A 19,516-nucleotide genomic window follows, 5' to 3' on the forward strand; every position below is an offset into this window, starting at 1 on the left:
CGGCAGGCCCCGGCCCCGGGCGCGCCACGCACACCACACCTCGGCGGAGGAACTCCGGCGGCGGGCGGAAGCCCTGTTCGGCGAAGGCGGCGAGGTCGGCGAGGTCGGCGAAGAGGTTCCCGCCACCGCCGGCCGTGGAAGCGTCAGGCGGGCCCCGAGCTGGGCACGGAGCGGACCGGACCACGGTGGACGGGCCGCGGGACCGGCGGCCGCCCACCGTGCTGCTCCCGCCGACCGTTCGGCCGACGCGGACCGGGCGACGACGGGGCAGCGGCCGGCCGACGCAGGAGGTGACCGTGAGGCTCCCGCACCCCGGCTCGCGGGGCGTGCCGGGGAGGCGCGGCTGCCGGGCGGTGACGGCAGGGGGATCGCGGGCTGTGAGGATCCCCCGCGCCGTGAGGGCCCCGCGGGGCGCGAGGCCGCGTTCCGAGCCAGGGCTGAGCGACGGGCAGCGGTGGAACGGGCGTTCGCCTCAGGGAGCGCGGGTGCTCCGGCACCCGGGACGGCCGGGGAGGGGAGCGGCCCCACCGCGAGGCTCCGCCGGCCGGTCGTGGGACGTCCGCCGGCATCAGGGGGTCCGGGCGGGCCTCCACGCGTAGCTCCCGCGGATCGCAAGGTGCTGGTGGACCGGAGGGCGGCCGTGGCACGTTCGCTCGCGCCGGGGCGCTCGGGTGTTGGCGATGGTGTGGTGGTGGAGCGGCGGGCGACCGTGGCACCTCTCTGGGACTCGGTGGGTTCGGGCGGTGGCCCGGGCGCGGGTGCCGGGGGCGGGCCGGCGGTGGACCGGCGGGCGGTGGTGACGCCTCTGCGGGGCTCGCGGAGTTCGTGTGCTCGACCGGGCGCGGCCGCCCCGGAAGGCCCGGTGAGGGCGGAGGGGGCAGCGGGCCCGGCGCGTTCGGGGGCGGTGGGCAGGAGGGTCGCCCAGGGACCTCCGCCTCGGGTCGCTGTCGGCGCCGGCCGGACGGACGGCGGCCCGGATTCCTCCGGCCGCGGGGCGCCCGACGGCGTGCCCGAGCCGGGGCCGCCCGCGAGCCACGAACCGGAGCGTCCCCCGGTCCGGCGGCCGGACCGGGCGGCGCTCGCGTTGCGGGAGCGGCTCCCCCTGTGGATGCAGACGCGCTGCGGCCTGGAGCGGCGCAGCGTGCTCGCCCTGTCCGCGCTCCTCGTGCTCGTCCTCGGATTCGCCGTGCAGCACTTCTGGACGGGCCGCACCCAGCCGGTGCGGGCCCCCGAAGTGGTCCGGGCCGCCGCCCCCGACGAGGGAAGGACGGAAACGGCGGACAGCCCGCAGGCGGCACCGGCAGCCGCCACGGCGCGGTCCGGCGGCCCGGCGGCGCCCGAGATCGTCGTCGACGTCGGCGGCAAGGTCCGGGAGCCCGGAATCCACCGCCTGCCGGCCGGTTCCCGTGTCGAGGACGCGCTGCGCGCGGCCGGCGGAGTCCGCCCCGGTACCAGGACCGACGCCCTCAACCGCGCCCGCTTCCTCGTCGACGGCGAACACCTGGTCGTCGGAGCCCCGGCACCGGCGGGCGCGGGGACGGCCGCCTCCGGCAGCGCGCCCGGTACGGCCGCGGCAGCCGGCGGCCCCACCCCTCCGGTGTCCCTCAACACCGCCACCCTGGACCAGCTCGACGCCCTTCCCGGAGTGGGCCCCGTGCTGGCACAGCACATCATCGACCACCGCACCCGCAGCGGCGGTTTCCGCTCCGTGGACGAACTCCGCGAGGTCAACGGCATCGGCGACCGCCGCTTCGCCGACCTCCGCGATCTCGTACGGCCATGACGACCACACCCCCGACGGTCGCGGGGACCGGGACGACGGACCCGGCACCCCCGACCGCCACCACCCGCCGGGCCGTCCACGCCGCCTCCGGCAAGCGGCTGGGTGCCGCGCACCCGAGGCAGGAGGGCCCGCCGGACCTCCGGCTGGTCCCGCCCGCCCTGGCCGCGTGGGCCACGGCTGCCCTGACGCTGCACGCGCCGCCCACCCCGGTGGCGGCGGCCGTGGCCGTCTGCCTCCTGACGGCCGGCGCGCTCCTGGTGACCCGGAGCCGCCTCACGCGGCGGGCACGGGCCACCGCCCACGCCACCGCCGCCGTGCTGCTCTGCGTCGCCGCCGCCGCCGGATCGGCGGGCCTGCACGGCGCGGACCTGCGGCGCGGCCCCGTCCCGGCGCTGGCCCGGGAGTACGCCCGGGTCACCGCGGAGGCCGTGGTCACCGCCGACCCCCGGCTCACCCGGCCCAGGGTCAGCGGGACTCACATGGCCCCGGCATCCGTGCTCATCGAGGCCGACGTACGACGCGTGGAACGGGCCGGGGGAGAGGCGCGGGAGACCCGCGCACCCGTCCTGCTGATCGTCGACACGCCCCCGGGCGCACCCGCCGCGTCCCACGGCGACCTGAGCTCCCCCTGGCTCGGCCTGCTCCCCTCCACCCGACTGCGGGTCGAGGCACGTCTCGCTCCGCCGAGAGCGGGCGGCGACCGGTTCGCGGCGGTCCTGCGGGTGAAGGGGCGCGACGGGCCCGAGACGGTGAGCGGGCCCTCCGGCCCGCAGCGGCTGGCGGGCCGGCTGCGGGCCGGACTGCGGGAGGCCACCGACGGACTGCCGGCCGACGCCCGGGCACTGCTGCCGGGACTGGTCGTCGGTGACACCGCCAGAATCACCCCGGATCTCGACGAGGCGTTCCGGGAGACCGACCTCACCCACACGCTCGCCGTCTCAGGCGCCAACTTCACGATCCTCCTCGCCCTGCTCCTCGGCCCGCCCGGCCTGGCCCAGAACGCCGAACGCCGCGGGCTCGCCCCCCGGCTCGGCATCTCCCTGCGGGGCACGGCACTGCTGGGGGCGGCACTCTCCCTCGCGTTCGTCGTGGTGTGCCGGCCCGACCCCAGCGTGCTGCGGGCCGCGGCCTGCGGATCCGTCGCCCTGCTCGCGCTCGCCACCGGCCGCCGCAGACCGCTCCTCCCCGCCCTGGCGACGGCCGTACTGCTCCTGGTGCTCTACGACCCCTGGCTGGCCCGCAGTTACGGCTTCCTCCTCTCCGTCCTGGCCACCGGCGCGCTGCTCACCCTCGCTCCGCGCTGGAGCACGGGACTGCGCCGCAGAGGGGTACCGCCCCGCCTGGCGGAGGCGCTGGCCGCCGCGGGCGCCGCCCAGGCGCTGTGCGCACCGGTGGTCGCCGTGCTCGCCGCGCGGGTGAGCCTGGTGGCGATCCCGTGCAACCTGCTCGCGGAGTTCGCGCTCGCACCGGCCACGGTGCTGGGCTTCCTGGCCCTGGCCACGGCGCCGGCCCTGATGCCGGTGGCCAAGGCACTGGCCTGGTGCGCGAGCTGGCCCGCCGAGTGGATCGCCCAGGTCGCCAGAACCGGTGCGGCGCTGCCCGGCGCGGGCGTGGACTGGCCCGGCGGCTGGACCGGAGCGGCAGCGCTCGGCGCCGCCACCCTGGCCGCGCTGTTCGTGGGCCGCCGGCTCCTGGCACACCCCTGGTGGTGCGGTGTCTGCGCCCTCCTGCTGATCCTGCTGGTGGTGCAGCCACGGCCCCTGACCCGGGTGATCACGGGCTGGCCGCCCCCGGGCTGGCGGATGGTGATGTGCGACGTCGGGCAGGGCGACGCGACGGTGCTGGCGGCGGGCGAGGGCGCCGCCGTGGTCGTCGACGCCGGCCCCGACCCCGCCCTCGTGGACCGCTGCCTGCACTCCCTCGCCGTCACCCGCGTCCCGCTCGTCGTCCTGACCCACTTCCACGCCGACCACGTGGCGGGCCTGCCCGGCGTCCTGCGCGGACGCCAGGTGGGCGCCATCGGGACGACGGCCCTCGAAGAGCCCCCCGACCAGGCCGCGTTCGTACGGAGACTCGCCGCCGCCCGGCGCATCCCCCTGACCCACGCCGCCGCCGGCGAGGCCCGGCGCGCGGGCGGCCTGTCCTGGGAGGTGGTGTGGCCGCCGTCCGGCACGCACCAGGCGTCGGAGGGACCGAACGACGCCAGCGTGGCCATGCTGGTCCGCACCGCCGGCCTGCGCCTGCTGCTCCTCGGCGACCTCGAACCCCCGGCCCAGCGGGCCCTGGCCGGGTCACCGGCGGCCCGGAGCCTGGCGGGCGTGGACGTCCTCAAGGTCGCCCACCACGGCTCCGCCCACCAGGACCCGGGCCTGCTGCGCCTGGCGGACCCGCGGCTGGCGCTGATCAGCACCGGCCGGGACAACACCTACGGACACCCGGCGCCCGGCACGGTCGCCGCGCTGCGCGCCGGGGGAGCGCGGGTGCTGCGGACCGACCGGGACGGAGCGCTGGCGGTGACCGGCGGAGAGGACGAAAACGGAGGAGACGGGACCGGAGGAGACGGGATCGGAGGAGACGGGAACGCAGAGGACGGGAACGCAGAGGAGGGGAGCGGAGGAGCCGGGAGCGCGGAACTCGGTGTGGCGCGACACTGAAAACATGACTGACGGCCTGAACACCGCGGCGACCGACGCCTATCTGCGCCGGCTGGGCGCCGACCAGCCCGCCTGGCCCACCGTGGACGCCCTGCGCGAGCTGCACCTGCGGCACCTGCGGACCGTGCCGTTCGAGAACCTGTCCATCCATCTCGGCGAGGAGATCGTGCTCGAGGAGAAGCGGCTGCTGGACAAGGTCGTGGAGGCCCGGCGGGGCGGATTCTGCTACGAACTCAACGGCGCGTTCGGGGCGTTGCTCGCCACGCTCGGCTACGACGTCACCCTGCTCGCCGCGCGGGTGTACGGGGACGGGGGCCGGCTCGGCATCCCCTACGACCACCTCGCGCTGCGCGTACGGACGGTCGACGGGGGCGACTGGCTGGCCGACGTCGGTTTCGGGGCGCACTTCCACCTCCCGCTCGCCTTCGGGGAGCGGGGCGAGCAGGAGGACCCCGGCGGCACCTTCCGGATCGCCGAGGCCGGAGCCGACGCGGCCGGAGTGCGCGGCGGACACGGCACGGTGGAGGCGGCGGACCTGGACGTGATCTGCGACGGCCGGCCGGTGTACCGCCTGGAGGTGCGGCCGAGGGTGCTCGACGACTTCACGGCCGGCGCCTGGTGGCACAGCAGCTCGCCGGCCTCCCACTTCTCGCGGTCCCTCGTGTGCTCGCGGATCACCGACGACGGAGGACGGATCACGCTCAGCGGCCGCCGGTTCACGGTCACGGCGCCGGACGGGACCAAGCGTCAGCGGGAGGCCGGGACGGACGAGGAGGTGCTGGCGCTCTACCGGGACCGGTTCGGCATCACGCTGGACACGGTGCCGACGGTGCGGGGCGCCGTCGGGAGCGGCTGATCCCGTACCGGACAATGGCCCGTGTGAGTGATGTGCGACATGTGCTGGTGCTGCCCGACCGTGAGGCCGCGGAGGAGGTGGCCGAGGCGCTCGGGGAACGGTTCGGCGTGGACGAGGAGCCGCGGTTGGTGCGGGACGCGCTCGCCGGCGAGGACGACGCGGAGGACGCGCAGTGGCTCGTCGTCCTGCGGGACGAGGCGCAGCGGCTGGACCCCGGCGAGCTGAACGAGTTCGCCGCCGCGTGGGAGGGCTGGCGGGAGGAGCCGTAGGAGGGCCGCGGACGCCCGGACGGTGTTGTCGGTGGCGCGTGGGATGCTTGTCGCGATGGCCAGGAAGACCGCATCCGACGACCCCCTCGCCCCGGTGACGCTCGCCGTGGGCCAGGAGGACCTGCTGCTCGACCGTGCCGTGCGGGAGGTGGTGGCCGCCGCGCGGGCCGCCGACGCCGACACGGACGTCCGCGACCTGACCCCGGACCAGCTCCAGCCCGGCACTCTCGCCGAACTGACCAGCCCGTCGCTCTTCGCCGAGCGCAAGGTCGTGGTCGTGCGCAACGCGCAGGATCTGTCGGCGGACACCGTCAAGGACGTGAAGGCGTACCTCGGGGCGCCCGCCGAGGAGATCACCCTCGTGCTGCTGCACGCGGGCGGGGCCAAGGGCAAGGGACTGCTCGACGCGGCGCGCAAGACGGGGGCGCGCGAGGTGGCGTGCCCGAAGATGACCAAGCCGGCGGACCGGCTGGCGTTCGTGCGGAGCGAGTTCCGCACCGCCGGGCGCTCGGCCACCCCGGAGGCGTGCCAGACGCTGGTCGACGCCATCGGCAGCGATCTGCGCGAGCTGGCCTCGGCGGTGACCCAGCTGGTCGCGGACGTCGAGGGCACCATCGACGAGGCGGTCGTCGGCCGCTACTACACCGGCCGGGCCGAGGCGTCGAGCTTCACGGTCGCCGACCGGGCCGTCGAGGGCCGCGCGGCGGAGGCCCTGGAGGCCCTGCGCTGGTCGCTGTCGACCGGGGTGGCGCCGGTACTGATCACCAGCGCGCTGGCCCAGGGCGTGCGGGCGATCGGCAAACTGTCGTCGGCGCGCGGCGGCCGGCCCGCCGACCTCGCCCGGGAGCTGGGCATGCCGCCGTGGAAGATCGACCGGGTCCGGCAGCAGATGCGCGGCTGGACCCCGGACGGCGTGGCCGTGGCGCTGCGCGCCGTCGCCGAGGCGGACGCCGGAGTGAAGGGCGGCGGGGACGACCCGGAGTACGCCCTGGAGAAGGCGGTCGTCACCGTCGCCCGGGCGGCGCGCTCACGAGGCCGCGGCTGACGGCCGTCCAGCGAGCGGCAGGGCACCCCCTGCCCTCAAGACCGGCCCGCCGCGGTCCGCCAGGGGCAGCCCCGACGTGCGGCGGCGCCCCCCTCGCCGCCTGCACCAGCCCCCTGGGGTCGGCCACGGACAGCCGACCGCACGGCCACGAACAGCCGACCGCACGGCCACGGACAGCCGACGCGGGACCGCCCCGTCGGCCACCGACACCCGAACCCGGAACCGTCCCGTCGGCCAGGGACGGCCGCGGCGCCTCCTCGCTGCCCGTCCGGCGGCCCCTGACCGGCCCCGCGGCGACCGCTCCCGGTGCGGGCGCAAGCCGAAGGCCCCGTCCCGCACCCTGGGGAAGGGTGAGGGACGGGGCCTCCGGGTGAAGCCGATGAAGCTGCTGAGCCCGTACCCGCGTGGCGAACGCAGGCCGCGTACGAGCTCGGGGTGCCGGCCGGGGGCGGAGAGAGAGGGCCCGCCCGGGTCCCGCCGGCGATCAGATCACAGGGTTGTTCAGCCCTTGACGGCCGCGACCTTCTGCGCCAGCGCCGACTTCTTGTTGGCGGCCTGGTTCTTGTGGATGACGCCCTTGGAGACGGCCTTGTCGAGCTGACGCGCGGCGACGCGCTGGTACTCGGTGGCCTTCTCGACGTCACCCGCGGCAGCGGCCTCACGGGCCTTGCGGATCGCGGTCTTCAGAGAGGACTTGACGGCCTTGTTGCGCAGCCGGGCCTTCTCGTTGGTCTTGTTCCGCTTGATCTGGGACTTGATGTTCGCCACGAATGAGCCTCTACAGGTTCTGGCACGGGCCGCACGGGTGCCGCACGGTCCTGTACCGGGTGATTTTCCAGAAGACGTGCCTCGCACCGAGAGGGCATGAGACACAGCCCCCCACGTTACCAGCGGCCCATTCGGTGGCCCAAACCCGTCCCGGGTCCGCAGCCGTGGGACCATGGAAGCTACGTATCGATCCGACCCGAGACCGCAGACGGACAAGCACACGTATGCGGACGCCTCAAGAATCAGGACCCTGCGTGCCCGCGATCCCCAGCCATGTGCCCGAGCCGAGCCGTACCGACCCGGCGCTGATCCGCAACTTCTGCATCATCGCCCATATCGACCACGGCAAGTCCACGCTCGCCGACCGGATGCTCCAGCTGACCGGAGTGGTCGAGCAGCGGCAGATGCGCGCTCAGTACCTCGACCGCATGGACATCGAGCGCGAGCGCGGCATCACGATCAAGTCCCAGGCCGTGCGCCTGCCGTGGGCGCCGACCCACGACGAGGGCAACACGCACATCCTCAACATGATCGACACCCCCGGGCACGTCGACTTCACCTACGAGGTGTCCCGGTCCCTCGCCGCCTGCGAGGGCACGGTCCTCCTCGTGGACGCCGCGCAGGGCATCGAGGCGCAGACCCTCGCCAACCTCTACCTGGCGATGGAGAACGACCTCACGATCATCCCGGTGCTCAACAAGATCGACCTTCCGGCCGCGCAGCCGGAGAAGTTCGCCGAGGAGCTGGCGAACCTGGTCGGCTGCGACCCGGACGACGTGCTCAAGGTGTCCGCGAAGACCGGTCTCGGCGTCGAGGCGCTGCTGGACCGCGTGGTCGCCGAGATTCCCGCCCCGGTCGGCGTCAAGGACGCCCCCGCCCGCGCGATGATCTTCGACTCGGTCTACGACTCCTACCGCGGTGTCGTGACGTACGTCCGTGTCATCGACGGCCAGCTCAACAAGCGCGAGCGCATCCGGATGATGTCCACCGGCGCCACCCACGAGCTGCTGGAGATCGGCACCAACTCGCCGGAGATGCTGCCGGCCGACGGTCTCGGCGTCGGCGAGGTGGGCTACCTGATCACCGGGGTGAAGGACGTCCGCCAGTCCAAGGTCGGTGACACCGTCACCAGCCAGCACAAGGGCGCGGAGGAGGCGCTGGGCGGCTACAAGGACCCCAAGCCCATGGTGTTCTCCGGCCTCTACCCCCTCGACGGTTCCGACTACCCGGAGCTGCGCGAGGCCCTGGACAAGCTGCAGCTCAACGACGCGGCCCTGGTCTACGAGCCGGAGACCTCCGCCGCCCTCGGCTTCGGTTTCCGCGTCGGCTTCCTCGGCCTGCTGCACCTCGACGTGATCCGCGAGCGCCTCGAGCGGGAGTTCGGCCTCGACCTGATCGCCACCGCGCCGAACGTGGTCTACCGCGTGCTCATGGAGGACGGCACCGAGCACACCGTCACCAACCCGAGCGAGTTCCCCGAGGGGAAGATCAGCGAGGTGTACGAGCCGGTCGTGCGGGCCACCATCCTGGCGCCCAGCGAGTTCATCGGCTCGATCATGGAGCTGTGCCAGACCCGGCGCGGTGTCCTGCTCGGCATGGACTACCTCTCCGAGGACCGGGTGGAGATCCGCTACACCCTCCCCCTCGCCGAGATCGTCTTCGACTTCTTCGACCAGCTGAAGTCCAAGACCCGCGGCTACGCCTCCCTGGACTACGAGCCCACCGGCGAGCAGACCTCCAGCCTGGTCAAGGTCGACATCCTGCTGCACGGCGACAAGGTGGACGCGTTCTCCGCGATCACCCACAAGGACGCGGCGTACGCGTACGGGGTGCGGCTCGTCGCCAAGCTGCGCGAACTCATCCCGCGCCAGGCCTTCGAGGTGCCCATCCAGGCCGCCATCGGCTCGCGGGTCATCGCCCGTGAGACCATCCGCGCCATCCGCAAGGACGTCCTCGCCAAGTGCTACGGCGGTGACATCTCCCGTAAGCGGAAGCTGCTGGAGAAGCAGAAGGAGGGCAAGAAGCGGATGAAGATGGTGGGCTCCGTGGAGGTCCCCCAGGAGGCCTTCATCGCCGTGCTGTCCAGTGACGAGAGCGCGGGGTCGGGCAAGGGCAAGAAGTAACCGGATGTTACCGCGGGTCACTCCGCGAACCGGGCGGAACGGGGGCTCGTCGCACGTCGGTGCGGCGGGCCCCCGCGCGCAACCGGGGCGGCCCTCTGTATGAAGTAACAGGCCGTGGCCCCTTACGCCGAGGCCGGTCGGCCTTTACTCTGTCCGTGCTCGATAGTTACTCGCGAGTTAAACAACGGCGCGAGGAAACCCCAGCCGCACTGAGCCAGCCGCACCGTCGCGGGCCCCGGAGGATGTCGTGAGCGACACACAGACACTGATCGAGAACCGACCGCCGACCGTGGCGGCCCTCTTCCTGGAGCGTGTGGCGGCCACACCGGACGCCGAGGCCTACCGCTACCCGGTCCCGCCGGCCTCCGGCGAGGGACCGGACGACTGGAAGTCCCTCACCTGGGCGGGTACCGCCGAACGGGTCCACGCCATCGCGGCCGGCCTGATCGAGCTGGGCGTCCAGGCCGAGGAGCGCGTGGCCCTGGCCGCCGCCACCCGCGTCGAGTGGATCCTCGCCGACCTCGGCATCCTCTGCGCGGGCGCCGCCACCACCACGATCTACCCACAGACCAACGCCGACGAGTCCGCCTACATCCTGTCCGACTCCCAGAGCCGGGTGCTCATCGCGGAGAACGCCGAGCAGGCGGCCAAGGCGGTGGCCAAGCGCGCCGAGCTGCCCGAGCTCACCCGTGTCGTGGTCATCGACCCGGCCGGCGCCGACACCGACGACTTCGTGATCACCCTCGCCGACCTGGAGAAGCTCGGCGCCGGCCGGCTCCAGAAGGAGCCGGAGCTGATCAAGGAGCGGGTCGCGGCGATCACCAAGGACCAGCTCGCCACCCTCATCTACACCTCCGGCACCACCGGCCGCCCCAAGGGCGTCCGCCTGCCGCACGACAACTGGTCCTACATGGCCAAGGCGATCGCCGCGACCGGCCTGGTCACCGGCGACGACGTGCAGTACCTGTGGCTGCCCCTCGCCCACGTCTTCGGCAAGGTGCTCACCTCCGGCCAGATCGAGGTCGGCCACGTCACCGCCGTCGACGGCCGCGTCGACAAGATCATCGAGAACCTGCCGGTGGTCCGGCCGACCTACATGGCGGCCGTGCCCCGCATCTTCGAGAAGGTGTACAACGGCGTCGCCGCCAAGGCGAAGGCCGGCGGAGGCGCCAAGTACAAGATCTTCCAGTGGGCCGCCGGGGTCGCCCGCGAGTACGCCAAGGTCACCCAGGACAACTTCCGCCGCACGGGCACCGCCGGCGCCCCCGCCGGCCTGCGCGCCAAGCACGCCGTCGCCGACAAGCTCGTCTACGCCAAGATCCGCGAGGCCTTCGGCGGCAACCTGCGCGCCTGCGTCTCCGGCTCCGCCGCCCTCGCCCCCGAGATCGGCTACTTCTTCTCCGGCGCCGGCATCCACATCCTGGAGGGCTACGGCCTCACCGAGTCCTCCGCCGCCTCCTTCTGCAACCCGGGCGAGGCCTACCGCACCGGCACCGTCGGCAAGCCGCTGCCCGGCACCGAGGTGCGCATCGCCGACGACGGCGAGATCCTGCTGCGCGGCCCCGGCATCATGCAGGGCTACCACAACCTGCCCGAGAAGACCGCCGAGGTCCTGGAGGAGGACGGCTGGTTCCACACCGGCGACATCGGCGAGCTGTCCGCCGACGGCTACCTGCGCATCACCGACCGCAAGAAGGACCTCATCAAGACCTCCGGCGGCAAGTACATCGCGCCCGCCGAGGTCGAGGGCCAGTTCAAGGCCGTCTGCCCGTACGTCTCCAACATCCTGGTGCACGGCGCCGACCGGAACTACTGCACCGCCCTCATCGCCCTCGACGAGGCCGCCCTCACGGCCTGGGCGGCCGACAACGGCATGGAGGGCAAGGCGTACGCGGACATCGTCGCCGCGCCCGCCACGGTCGAGATGGTCGACGGCTACGTCAAGCAGCTCAACGAGGGCCTGCAGCGCTGGCAGACCATCAAGAAGTTCCGCCTCCTGCCCCGTGACCTCGACGTCGAGCACGGCGAGATCACCCCGAGCCTGAAGCTGAAGCGCCCGGTGGTGGAGCGCGAGTACAAGCACCTCATCGACGAGATGTACGAGGGCGCCCGCGAGGCCTGAGACACGGGGCAGCCGTGAGGGCTGCCCGAACGGCACGAGCAGGGGGCGGGGTGCCCGCGGACCGACCGGTCCGCGGGCACCCCGCCCCCCGCGTCGTCCGCACCGGCCCGGTGCCGCACGGGTTGCGGGAGACCGGCCGGATCCCGTCCCGGCGCCGAGGACGACGGCGGCCGCACCCCGTGGCCGCCCGCGGTCCGCGCGAAGGACCGCCCGACCCGGCCCTGTCGCGCGGCCGCCACTCCGGCGTCCGGACTGTTCGCAACCGGCGGTCTTTTCGACCGTTCCTGACCGCGCGCCGCGCGCTCTTCCCCCTCCGGGCGGCCCACTTCGGTAACTCCTTGCTCATGGGTGGGGTCTGTCTGTCACCCTGTGGGCAGCGATCGAGGTTGTATTCGTACGAACTGCCCGGGGAGCTGCCCATGCGGGCCATTCCGACCCAGCGGGAGACCGCCTCGCGCGCCTCCGACGCGCGGGGGTGCGCGCGGGTGGAGACGACCCTGTCCGGAAGTTCCCTCGCCCCGGGTTCCGCGCGGGCGATACTGCGCAAGGCGCTCACCGAGTGGGCGGAACTCGCCCTGCCCGGCGCCGAACAGCTCACCGGCGTCGGCGACGACGCCGCGCTGATCGTCAGCGAGCTGGTCACCAACGCGGTCGTGCACGCCGGCACCGAGGTGCGTCTGACGTGCCGGCTGGAGCAGGAGACCGGCGCGCTCGTCGTCGAGGTCGCCGACCACCATCCCTCCCGCGCCCCGCGCGACGGTGAACCGGAGGCACCGGCGGCGCGGGACGCCCCCGAGTACGGGCGCGGCCTGCGCCTGGTCGCCGCGCTCTCCGACTCCTGGGGGGTCACCTACCGTCCGGGCACGAAGACCGTGTGGGCGCGGCTGACCACGGCGGAGCACGCGGACGGCGAGCGGACCGCCGACCCGTACCCGCGGGAGTACGTGCCGGCGCACGACCTCAGGGTCGCGGAGATCCTCGCCCCCCACCCGCCGGACCCGCTCACCGCCCGGTCCCTCCCCGGTCACCGGGAGGGCCCCGCCGCGGGCCGGGACACCTGGCTGGCCGGCTCCTACGGCGACGACTGGCTCGCCCGCCGCGACGGACGCGACGGCACCTGGCTGGGGCGCGGCGCGCTGTCCTTCCTCGCCGAGGCCTCCGACCTGCTCGCCGGTCAACTCGACGAGGACCTCGTCGCCTCCCTCACCGGCCAGCTGATCGTGCCCCGGCTGGCCGACTGGTGTGCGGTGTGGCTGGAGGACGAGACCACCGGGCACGGCGGCTGGAGCGACGGCACACGGCGTTCCGACGGCTCCCGCCTCGCCCGCGTCTGGCACGCGAGCGAGAACCGCATCGAGGCCCTGAGCCGGGCCCTCCAGCAGAACCCGCCCGTCCCCGCCGACCCGTTCCTTCCCGGCCCCGCTCCCTATCCGTGGCCGGGCGGGGCACTGGACGGGCCGGACGACGCACCGGACGACGCACCGGACGACGGGCCGGACACGGCGCCCGGCGGGACCGGTGAGTGTGCCGAGGCGCCGGAAGGCGGAGCGTCCGGCAGCGCCCTCGCCTACCGGCTCGTCGCCGGCGGGCGGCCGCTCGGCACCCTGGTGATCGGCCGGGGCGGGATCGACCGTTTCCCCGACGAGATCACCGGGCTCGTGGAGGACCTCGGCCGCCGGGTCGCGCTCGCCATCGGCGCCGCCCGCCAGTACTCCCGCCAGGCCACCATCAGCGCCGTGCTCCAGCGCGGCCTGCTGCCCGGCGCCGTCGCCGAGATCCCCGGCGTCCGCAGCGCCCTCGTCTACGAACCCTGCGACAAGGGCGGACCGAGCGGCGACTTCTACGACCTCTTCCCGGCCGGCCGGGGACGCTGGTGCTTCGCCGTCGGAGACGTCCAGGGCAAGGGACCCGAGGCCGCCGTCGTCATCGGACTCGTCCGGCCCTGGCTGCGGCTGCTGGCCCGCGAGGGCTACCGCGTCGCCGACGTCCTCGACCGGCTCAACCAGCTCCTCCTCGACGACGCCACGGAGGCCGCCGACGCCGCCGCCCGCGCGCTGGTGGCCGCCGGGGCCCGCCCGACCGCGCCCGGCGACGGCCCCCAGACGCGCTTCCTCTCCCTGCTCTTCGGTGAACTCGTCCCCTTCGCGGGCGGCGTCCGCTGCACCCTCGCCTCCGCCGGGCACCCCCTGCCCCTGCTGCTCGACCCCGAGGGCTCCGTCCGTGCGGTCGCCCAGCCGCAGACCCTCCTCGGAGTCGTCGAGGACGTCATGTACACCAGCGAGACCTTCGACATGTACTCCGGCGACACCCTCCTGTGCGTCACCGACGGAGTCACCGAGCGGCGCTCCGGCACCCACCAGTTCGACGACGGGGACGGACTCGCCATGGCCCTGTCCGGGTGCGCGGGCATGGACGCCGGGCCGATAGCGGAACGGATCACCCGGCTCGTGCACGAGTTCGGGGCCCGTCCGCCCGCCGACGATCTCGCCCTCCTGGTGCTCCAGGCCGAGTGAGGCGGCGGGTGCGGGACAATGGAGCACATGCCTTCCGCACTCCCCGACGGCGAGCCCGTCCCCGCCGACGGCGCGCTGCCCGCGTCCGCGCTCGCCGGGGCCGCCGACCGCCCCCTCGGCTTCTACCTGCACGTCCCGTACTGCGCGACCCGCTGCGGCTACTGCGACTTCAACACCTACACCGCGACCGAGCTGCGCGGCAGCGGAGGCGTGCTGGCCTCCCGCGACAACTACGCCGAGACGCTCGTCGACGAGGTCCGCCTGGCGCGGAAGGTGCTCGGCGACGACCCGCGGGAGGTCCGCACCGTGTTCGTCGGCGGCGGTACGCCGACGCTGCTGGCCGCCGACGACCTCGTACGGATGCTGGGGGCGATCCGGGAGGAGTTCGGACTGGCCGCGGACGCCGAGGTGACCACGGAGGCCAACCCGGAGTCGGTCGACCCGGCGTACCTGGAGGTACTGCGGGAGGGCGGCTTCAACCGGATCTCCTTCGGCATGCAGAGCGCCCGGCAGCACGTGCTGAAGGTCCTCGACCGCACGCACACCCCCGGCCGCCCCGAGCGTTGCGTCGCGGAGGCCCGCGCGGCCGGCTTCGACCACGTCAACCTGGACCTGATCTACGGCACGCCGGGGGAGTCCGACGACGACTGGCGGGCGTCCCTGGACGCGGCGATCGGCGCCGGCCCCGACCACGTCTCGGCGTACGCGCTGATCGTCGAGGAGGGCACGCGGCTCGCCCGCCGCATCCGGCGGGGTGAGGTGCCGATGACGGACGACGACGTCCACGCGGACCGGTACCTGATCACCGAGGAGATGCTGTCGGCGGCGGGCTTCGACTGGTACGAGGTGTCCAACTGGGCGACCTCCGAGGCGGGGCGCTGCCTGCACAACGAGCTGTACTGGCGCGGCGCCGACTGGTGGGGCGCGGGGCCCGGCGCCCACTCGCACGTGGGCGGGGTGCGGTGGTGGAACGTCAAGCATCCGGGCGCGTACGCGGCGGCGCTGGCGGAGGGGCGGTCGCCGGGGGCGGGGCGGGAGGTGCTGTCGGAGGAGGACCGGCGGGTGGAGCGGATCCTGCTGGAGCTGCGGCTGTCGGAGGGGGTTCCTCTTTCGCTTCTCCGTGCGGAGGGGCTGGCGGCTGCGGGCCGGGCCCTGACGGACGGGCTCCTTCAGAGGGGCCCCTACGAGGAGGGCCGCGCGGCCCTCACCCTGCGCGGGCGGCTGCTCGCGGACGCGGTGGTGCGGGACCTGGTGGACTGACGCCCCGGGGGCGCTGCCCCCGGACCCCCGCTCCTCAAACGCCGGAGGGGCTGAATCAGCCCCTCCGGCGTTTGAGGAGCGGCGGAGCCCCAGGTCGGGACGGGAAGGGGCGGCGGGGGCGAAAAACCCGCCGCCACGCCGCGCCCCTCAGGGAGCCGGTGCCGTGACGAAGTCGATCAGTTCCTCCACGCGGCCCAGCAGCTGCGGCTCCAGGTCCTTGTAGGAGTGCACGGAGTCGAGGATCCGCCGCCACGCCTCCCCCGTGTTCGCCACCCGCCACCCCAGCGCCGCGCACACCCCCGTCTTCCAGTCCTGCCCCCGCGGCACCCGCGGCCACGCCTCGATCCCCACCGACGCCGGCTTCACGGCTTCCCAGACGTCGATGTACGGGTGGCCCACCACCAGCGCGTGCTCACTCGTCACCGCCTCCGCGATCCGCCACTCCTTGGAGCCCGGGACGAGGTGGTCGACCAGGATCCCGAGGCGCGCGTCGGGCCCCGGCGCGAAGTCCTCCACGATCGACGGCAGATCGTCGACCCCCTCCAGGTACTCCACCACCACACCCTCGATGCGGAGGTCGTCGCCCCACACCTTCTCCACGAGCTCCGCGTCGTGCCGCCCCTCGACGTAGATGCGTCCCGCGCGGGCGACACGAGCCCGCGCGCCGGGGACGGCGACGGAACCGGAGGCCGTACGGGTGGGCTTGCGGGGGCCGGAGGCGGGACGCACCAGCGTCACCACACGTCCCTCCAGCAGGAACCCGCGCGGCTCCAGCGGGAACACCCGGTGTTTGCCGAAGCGGTCCTCCAGCGTCACCGTGCCCGCCTCGCAGCGGATCACCGCGCCGCAGAAGCCGGTCCCGGGTTCTTCCACCACCAGGCCGGGCTCGGCGGCGACCTCGGGCACGGGCTGCGGCTTCTTCCACGGAGGGGTCAGATCGGCGGAGTACGGGCGCATTCTGACGACGATACGAGGATCACGCCCCCGGTGATCAGTCCGACACGCCGAAACGGGAGGCGAGGGCGTCGCGTTGCGCCCGCACGAACGCCGCGTCCACCACCGCGCCGTGCCCGGGGACGTACAGCGCGTCCTCGCCGCCCAGCGCCAGCAGCCGGTCCAGCGCGGCGGGCCACCGGGACGGTACGGCGTCGGGGCCGGCCTGCGGCTCGCCCGACTCCTCGACCAGGTCGCCGCAGAACACCACCTCCGGGTCACCGGGGACCAGCACGGCGAGGTCGTGGGCGGTGTGCCCCGGGCCCACGTTCGCCAGCAGCACCTGCCGGTCGCCGCCCAGGCCCAGGTCGAGCGTCCACTCCCCGGACACCGCGTGCCGGGGCGGGAGCAGCGCGTCCGCCGCCTCCGCCGCCGCCCGCGCGTCCAGTCCCCACCGCACCGCGTCGGCGCGCAGTTCCTCACGCCCGCGCGCCGTCAGCACCGTCTCCATGCCCACCGCCCCGAACACCTCCGCCCCCGCGAACGCCGCCGCCCCGAGGACGTGGTCGAAGTGCGGGTGGGTGAGCGCGAGATGCGTCACACGGCGGCCGGTGAGGGCCTGCGCCCCGGTCCGCAACCGCGCGCCCTCGCCCAGGTGCGAGCCCGCGTCGACGACCAGCACGCCGTCCGCCCCGACGACGAGTCCCGCCGTGCAGTCCCACACCGGGAGCCGGCACCGCCCCACCCCGGGCGCCACTTGCTCCCATCCCGACTCTTCCCAAGTCACGGTCATGACGGGACGCTATCGGGGACGACGCCGCCCGGCGCGACGGCGCGGGACCGGCCTTGCCCGGGGTGTACCCCCCGGCCGTACACTGGGCCGGGGAAGTCTGGCACTCGCGTGCGAAGAGTGCCAGGGACGTTACCGGGCGGAAGGCTACTGGAGGTGCGCGATGCTCAGTGAACGCAGACTCCAGGTGCTGCGCGCCATCGTCCAGGACTACGTGGGCACCGAGGAGCCCGTCGGCTCCAAGGCGCTCACCGAGCGGCACAACCTCGGCGTCTCCCCGGCCACCGTGCGCAACGACATGGCGGCCCTGGAGGACGAGGGCTTCATCGCCCAGCCCCACACCAGCGCCGGGCGCATCCCCACCGACAAGGGCTACCGGCTGTTCGTCGACAAGCTCGCCGGTGTGAAGCCGATGACCGCGCCCGAGCGGCGCGCCATCCAGAACTTCCTCGAGGGCGCCGTCGACCTCGACGACGTGGTGGCCAGGACCGTACGGCTGCTCGCGCAGCTCACCCGGCAGGTCGCCGTCGTGCAGTACCCGTCGCTGACCCGGTCGACGGTGCGGCACGTGGAGCTGCTGTCGCTGGCGCCCGCGCGGCTGATGCTGGTGCTGATCACGGACACCGGCCGGGTCGAGCAGCGCATGGTCGACTGCCCGGTGCCGTTCGGCGAGGCGTCCCTCGCTGACCTGCGGGCGCGGCTCAACAGCCGGGTCGCGGGCCGCCGGTTCACCGATGTGCCGAGTCTGGTGGAGGACCTGCCGGATGCCTTCGAGGCCGAGGACCGCGGTACGGTCTCGACGGTGCTCTCCACTCTCCTGGAGACGCTCGTCGAGGAGAACGAGGAGCGGTTGATGATCGGCGGCACCGCCAATCTCACCCGTTTCGGACATGACTTCCCCCTGGTGATCCGGCCCGTCCTGGAGGCGCTGGAGGAGCAGGTCGTGCTCCTCAAGTTGCTCGGCGAGGCGAAGGATCCGGGCGTGACCGTCCGTATCGGTCACGAGAACGCCCACGAAGGACTCAACTCCACGTCCGTCGTGTCGGTCGGCTACGGTTCGGGCGGCGAGGCTGTCGCCAAGCTCGGTGTGGTCGGACCGACCCGCATGGATTACCCCGGAACGATGGGAGCGGTACGCGCAGTGGCACGGTACGTCGGACAGATCCTGGCGGAGTCGTAGTGGCCACGGACTACTACGCCGTACTCGGCGTGCGCCGCGACGCGTCGCAGGAGGAGATCAAGAAGGCCTTCCGGCGGCTCGCCCGCGAGCTGCATCCGGACGTCAACCCGGATCCGAAGACCCAGGAGCGGTTCAAGGAGATCAACGCCGCCTACGAGGTGCTGTCGGACCCGCAGAAGAAGCAGGTCTACGACCTCGGCGGCGACCCGCTCTCGCAGTCCGGCGCCGGTGGCGCGGGCGGCTTCGGGGCCGGTGGCTTCGGCAACTTCTCCGACATCATGGACGCGTTCTTCGGCACGGCGTCGCAGCGCGGACCCCGTTCGCGCACCCGCCGCGGCCAGGACGCGATGATCCGCATCGAGGTCGAGCTGGACGAGGCCGCGTTCGGCACGACCAAGGACATCCAGGTCGACACGGCGATCGTCTGCACCACCTGCAGCGGCGAGGGCGCGGCCCCGGGCACCACCGCGCAGACCTGTGACATGTGCCGCGGCCGCGGTGAGGTCTCCCAGGTCACGCGGTCCTTCCTGGGCCAGGTCATGACCTCCCGCCCCTGCCCGCAGTGCCAGGGCTTCGGCACCGTGGTGCCGACCCCCTGCCCGGAGTGCGCGGGCGACGGACGGGTCCGCTCCCGGCGCACGCTCACGGTCAAGATCCCGGCCGGTGTCGACAACGGCACGCGGATCCAGCTGGCGGGCGAGGGCGAGGTCGGCCCCGGCGGCGGCCCCGCCGGCGACCTGTACGTCGAGATCCACGAGCTGCCGCACGCGCAGTTCCAGCGGCGCGGCGACGACCTGCACTGCACGGTCACCCTCCCGATGACCGCGGCGGCCCTCGGCACCAAGGTGCCGCTGGAGACGCTGGACGGCATGGAGGAGGTCGACATCCGCCCCGGTACCCAGTCGGGCCAGTCGATCCCGCTCCACGGCCGGGGCGTCACCCACCTGCGGGGCGGCGGCCGGGGCGACCTCATCGTCCACGTCGAGGTCCAGACCCCGACCAAGCTCGACCCCGAGCAGGAGCGCCTGCTGCGGGAGCTCTCCAAGCTCCGCGGCGAGGAGCGGCCCCAGGGCCAGTTCCAGCCGGGGCAGCAGGGGCTGTTCTCGCGGCTGAAGGACGCGTTCAACGGGCGCTGAGGAGCGCCTTCCGCGGGCGCCGGCACTCCGCCCTCCGCCCCGGTGAAAAGTGGCTTATGCCAAGGGGAAGGGCGGATTCGGCAC

14 protein-coding genes are annotated in these 19,516 nt (G+C 73.9%); 11 read left to right on the top strand and 3 right to left on the bottom strand.

What is annotated here, in order from left to right:
• Positions 1-1,108: 1,108 nt before the first annotated feature.
• From IE172_RS02040 to holA, 5 genes are read left to right on the top strand one after another with little or no spacing between them, the layout of a single operon-like run.
• The gene (locus IE172_RS02040) at positions 1,109-1,783 is read left to right on the top strand and encodes a ComEA family DNA-binding protein (RefSeq protein ID WP_190095983.1); all 675 of its coding nucleotides are present in this window, start codon (positions 1,109-1,111) and stop codon (positions 1,781-1,783) included.
• Positions 1,780-4,437, top strand: coding sequence for a ComEC/Rec2 family competence protein (locus IE172_RS02045; RefSeq protein WP_190095282.1), 2,658 nt, complete (start codon positions 1,780-1,782; stop codon positions 4,435-4,437). Before IE172_RS02040 ends, IE172_RS02045 begins: the two co-directional genes overlap by 4 nt.
• A 4-nt stretch (positions 4,438-4,441) precedes the next feature.
• Positions 4,442-5,293 carry an arylamine N-acetyltransferase family protein gene (locus tag IE172_RS02050; RefSeq protein WP_190095283.1) on the top strand — a complete coding sequence of 284 codons (852 nt, stop codon included), beginning with the start codon at positions 4,442-4,444 and terminating at the stop codon, positions 5,291-5,293.
• A 23-nt stretch (positions 5,294-5,316) separates the two neighbouring features.
• Positions 5,317-5,562: a hypothetical protein gene (locus IE172_RS02055; protein WP_190095284.1), complete on the top strand. Its 246-nt coding sequence runs from the start codon at positions 5,317-5,319 to the stop codon at positions 5,560-5,562.
• Between the two features lie 55 nt (positions 5,563-5,617).
• Positions 5,618-6,607, top strand: a complete 990-nt coding sequence (gene holA / locus IE172_RS02060) for a DNA polymerase III subunit delta (protein WP_190095285.1) — start codon at positions 5,618-5,620, stop codon at positions 6,605-6,607.
• Positions 6,608-7,108: 501 nt separating this feature from the next.
• Here holA and rpsT read toward each other — a convergent pair.
• Positions 7,109-7,375, bottom strand: a complete 267-nt coding sequence (gene rpsT, locus IE172_RS02065) for a 30S ribosomal protein S20 (protein WP_073931938.1) — start codon at positions 7,373-7,375, stop codon at positions 7,109-7,111.
• Between the two features lie 254 nt (positions 7,376-7,629).
• Here rpsT and lepA point away from each other — a divergent pair, with 254 nt between their 5' ends.
• From lepA to hemW, 4 genes are all read left to right on the top strand, one after another.
• Positions 7,630-9,498, top strand: coding sequence for a translation elongation factor 4 (gene lepA, locus IE172_RS02070; RefSeq protein ID WP_190095286.1), 1,869 nt, complete (start codon positions 7,630-7,632; stop codon positions 9,496-9,498).
• A gap of 247 nt (positions 9,499-9,745) precedes the next feature.
• The gene (locus tag IE172_RS02075) at positions 9,746-11,620 is read left to right on the top strand and encodes an AMP-dependent synthetase/ligase (protein WP_190095287.1); all 1,875 of its coding nucleotides are present in this window, start codon (positions 9,746-9,748) and stop codon (positions 11,618-11,620) included.
• 419 nt (positions 11,621-12,039) lie between these two features.
• The gene (locus IE172_RS02080; protein WP_190095288.1) at positions 12,040-14,133 is read left to right on the top strand and encodes an ATP-binding SpoIIE family protein phosphatase; all 2,094 of its coding nucleotides are present in this window, start codon (positions 12,040-12,042) and stop codon (positions 14,131-14,133) included.
• A gap of 27 nt (positions 14,134-14,160) precedes the next feature.
• On the top strand, positions 14,161-15,393 hold the full coding sequence (hemW, locus tag IE172_RS02085) for a radical SAM family heme chaperone HemW (protein WP_190095289.1): 1,233 nt from the start codon (positions 14,161-14,163) through the stop codon (positions 15,391-15,393).
• A 147-nt stretch (positions 15,394-15,540) separates the two neighbouring features.
• On the opposite strand, the gene IE172_RS02090 is transcribed toward hemW, so the two are convergent.
• Entirely contained in the window at positions 15,541-16,350 is an 810-nt protein-coding gene (locus IE172_RS02090) for a DUF3097 domain-containing protein (RefSeq protein ID WP_190095290.1), read from the bottom strand.
• Positions 16,351-16,384: 34 nt separating this feature from the next.
• Positions 16,385-17,119 (bottom strand): MBL fold metallo-hydrolase, encoded by a 735-nt coding sequence (locus IE172_RS02095; protein ID WP_190095291.1) that lies wholly within the window; start codon positions 17,117-17,119, stop codon positions 16,385-16,387.
• A gap of 160 nt (positions 17,120-17,279) precedes the next feature.
• Here IE172_RS02095 and hrcA point away from each other — a divergent pair, with 160 nt between their 5' ends.
• Entirely contained in the window at positions 17,280-18,296 is a 1,017-nt protein-coding gene (gene hrcA / locus IE172_RS02100) for a heat-inducible transcriptional repressor HrcA (protein WP_190095292.1), read from the top strand.
• A complete protein-coding gene (dnaJ, locus tag IE172_RS02105; RefSeq protein ID WP_190095293.1) occupies positions 18,296-19,432 on the top strand; it encodes a molecular chaperone DnaJ in 1,137 nt (378 codons plus the stop codon). The genes hrcA and dnaJ overlap by 1 nt, the downstream gene beginning before the upstream one ends.
• Positions 19,433-19,516: the final 84 nt, after the last annotated feature.

This window comes from Streptomyces griseoflavus, from assembly GCF_014649995.1.
Lineage (GTDB): Bacteria > Actinomycetota > Actinomycetes > Streptomycetales > Streptomycetaceae > Streptomyces > Streptomyces griseoflavus.

Bases quoted from the DNA above. Each gene is read 5' to 3' on its own strand.
- IE172_RS02040 (WP_190095983.1), top strand. From the start codon at position 1,109: ATGCAGACGCGCTGCGGCCTGGAGCGGCGCAGCGTGCTCGCCCTGTCC.
- IE172_RS02045 (WP_190095282.1), top strand. From the start codon at position 1,780: ATGACGACCACACCCCCGACGGTCGCGGGGACCGGGACGACGGACCCG.
- IE172_RS02050 (WP_190095283.1), top strand. From the start codon at position 4,442: ATGACTGACGGCCTGAACACCGCGGCGACCGACGCCTATCTGCGCCGG.
- holA (WP_190095285.1), top strand. From the start codon at position 5,618: ATGGCCAGGAAGACCGCATCCGACGACCCCCTCGCCCCGGTGACGCTC.
- IE172_RS02080 (WP_190095288.1), top strand. From the start codon at position 12,040: ATGCGGGCCATTCCGACCCAGCGGGAGACCGCCTCGCGCGCCTCCGAC.
- hemW (WP_190095289.1), top strand. From the start codon at position 14,161: ATGCCTTCCGCACTCCCCGACGGCGAGCCCGTCCCCGCCGACGGCGCG.
- IE172_RS02090 (WP_190095290.1), bottom strand. From the start codon at position 16,350: ATGCGCCCGTACTCCGCCGATCTGACCCCTCCGTGGAAGAAGCCGCAG.
- IE172_RS02095 (WP_190095291.1), bottom strand. From the start codon at position 17,119: ATGACCGTGACTTGGGAAGAGTCGGGATGGGAGCAAGTGGCGCCCGGG.
- hrcA (WP_190095292.1), top strand. From the start codon at position 17,280: ATGCTCAGTGAACGCAGACTCCAGGTGCTGCGCGCCATCGTCCAGGAC.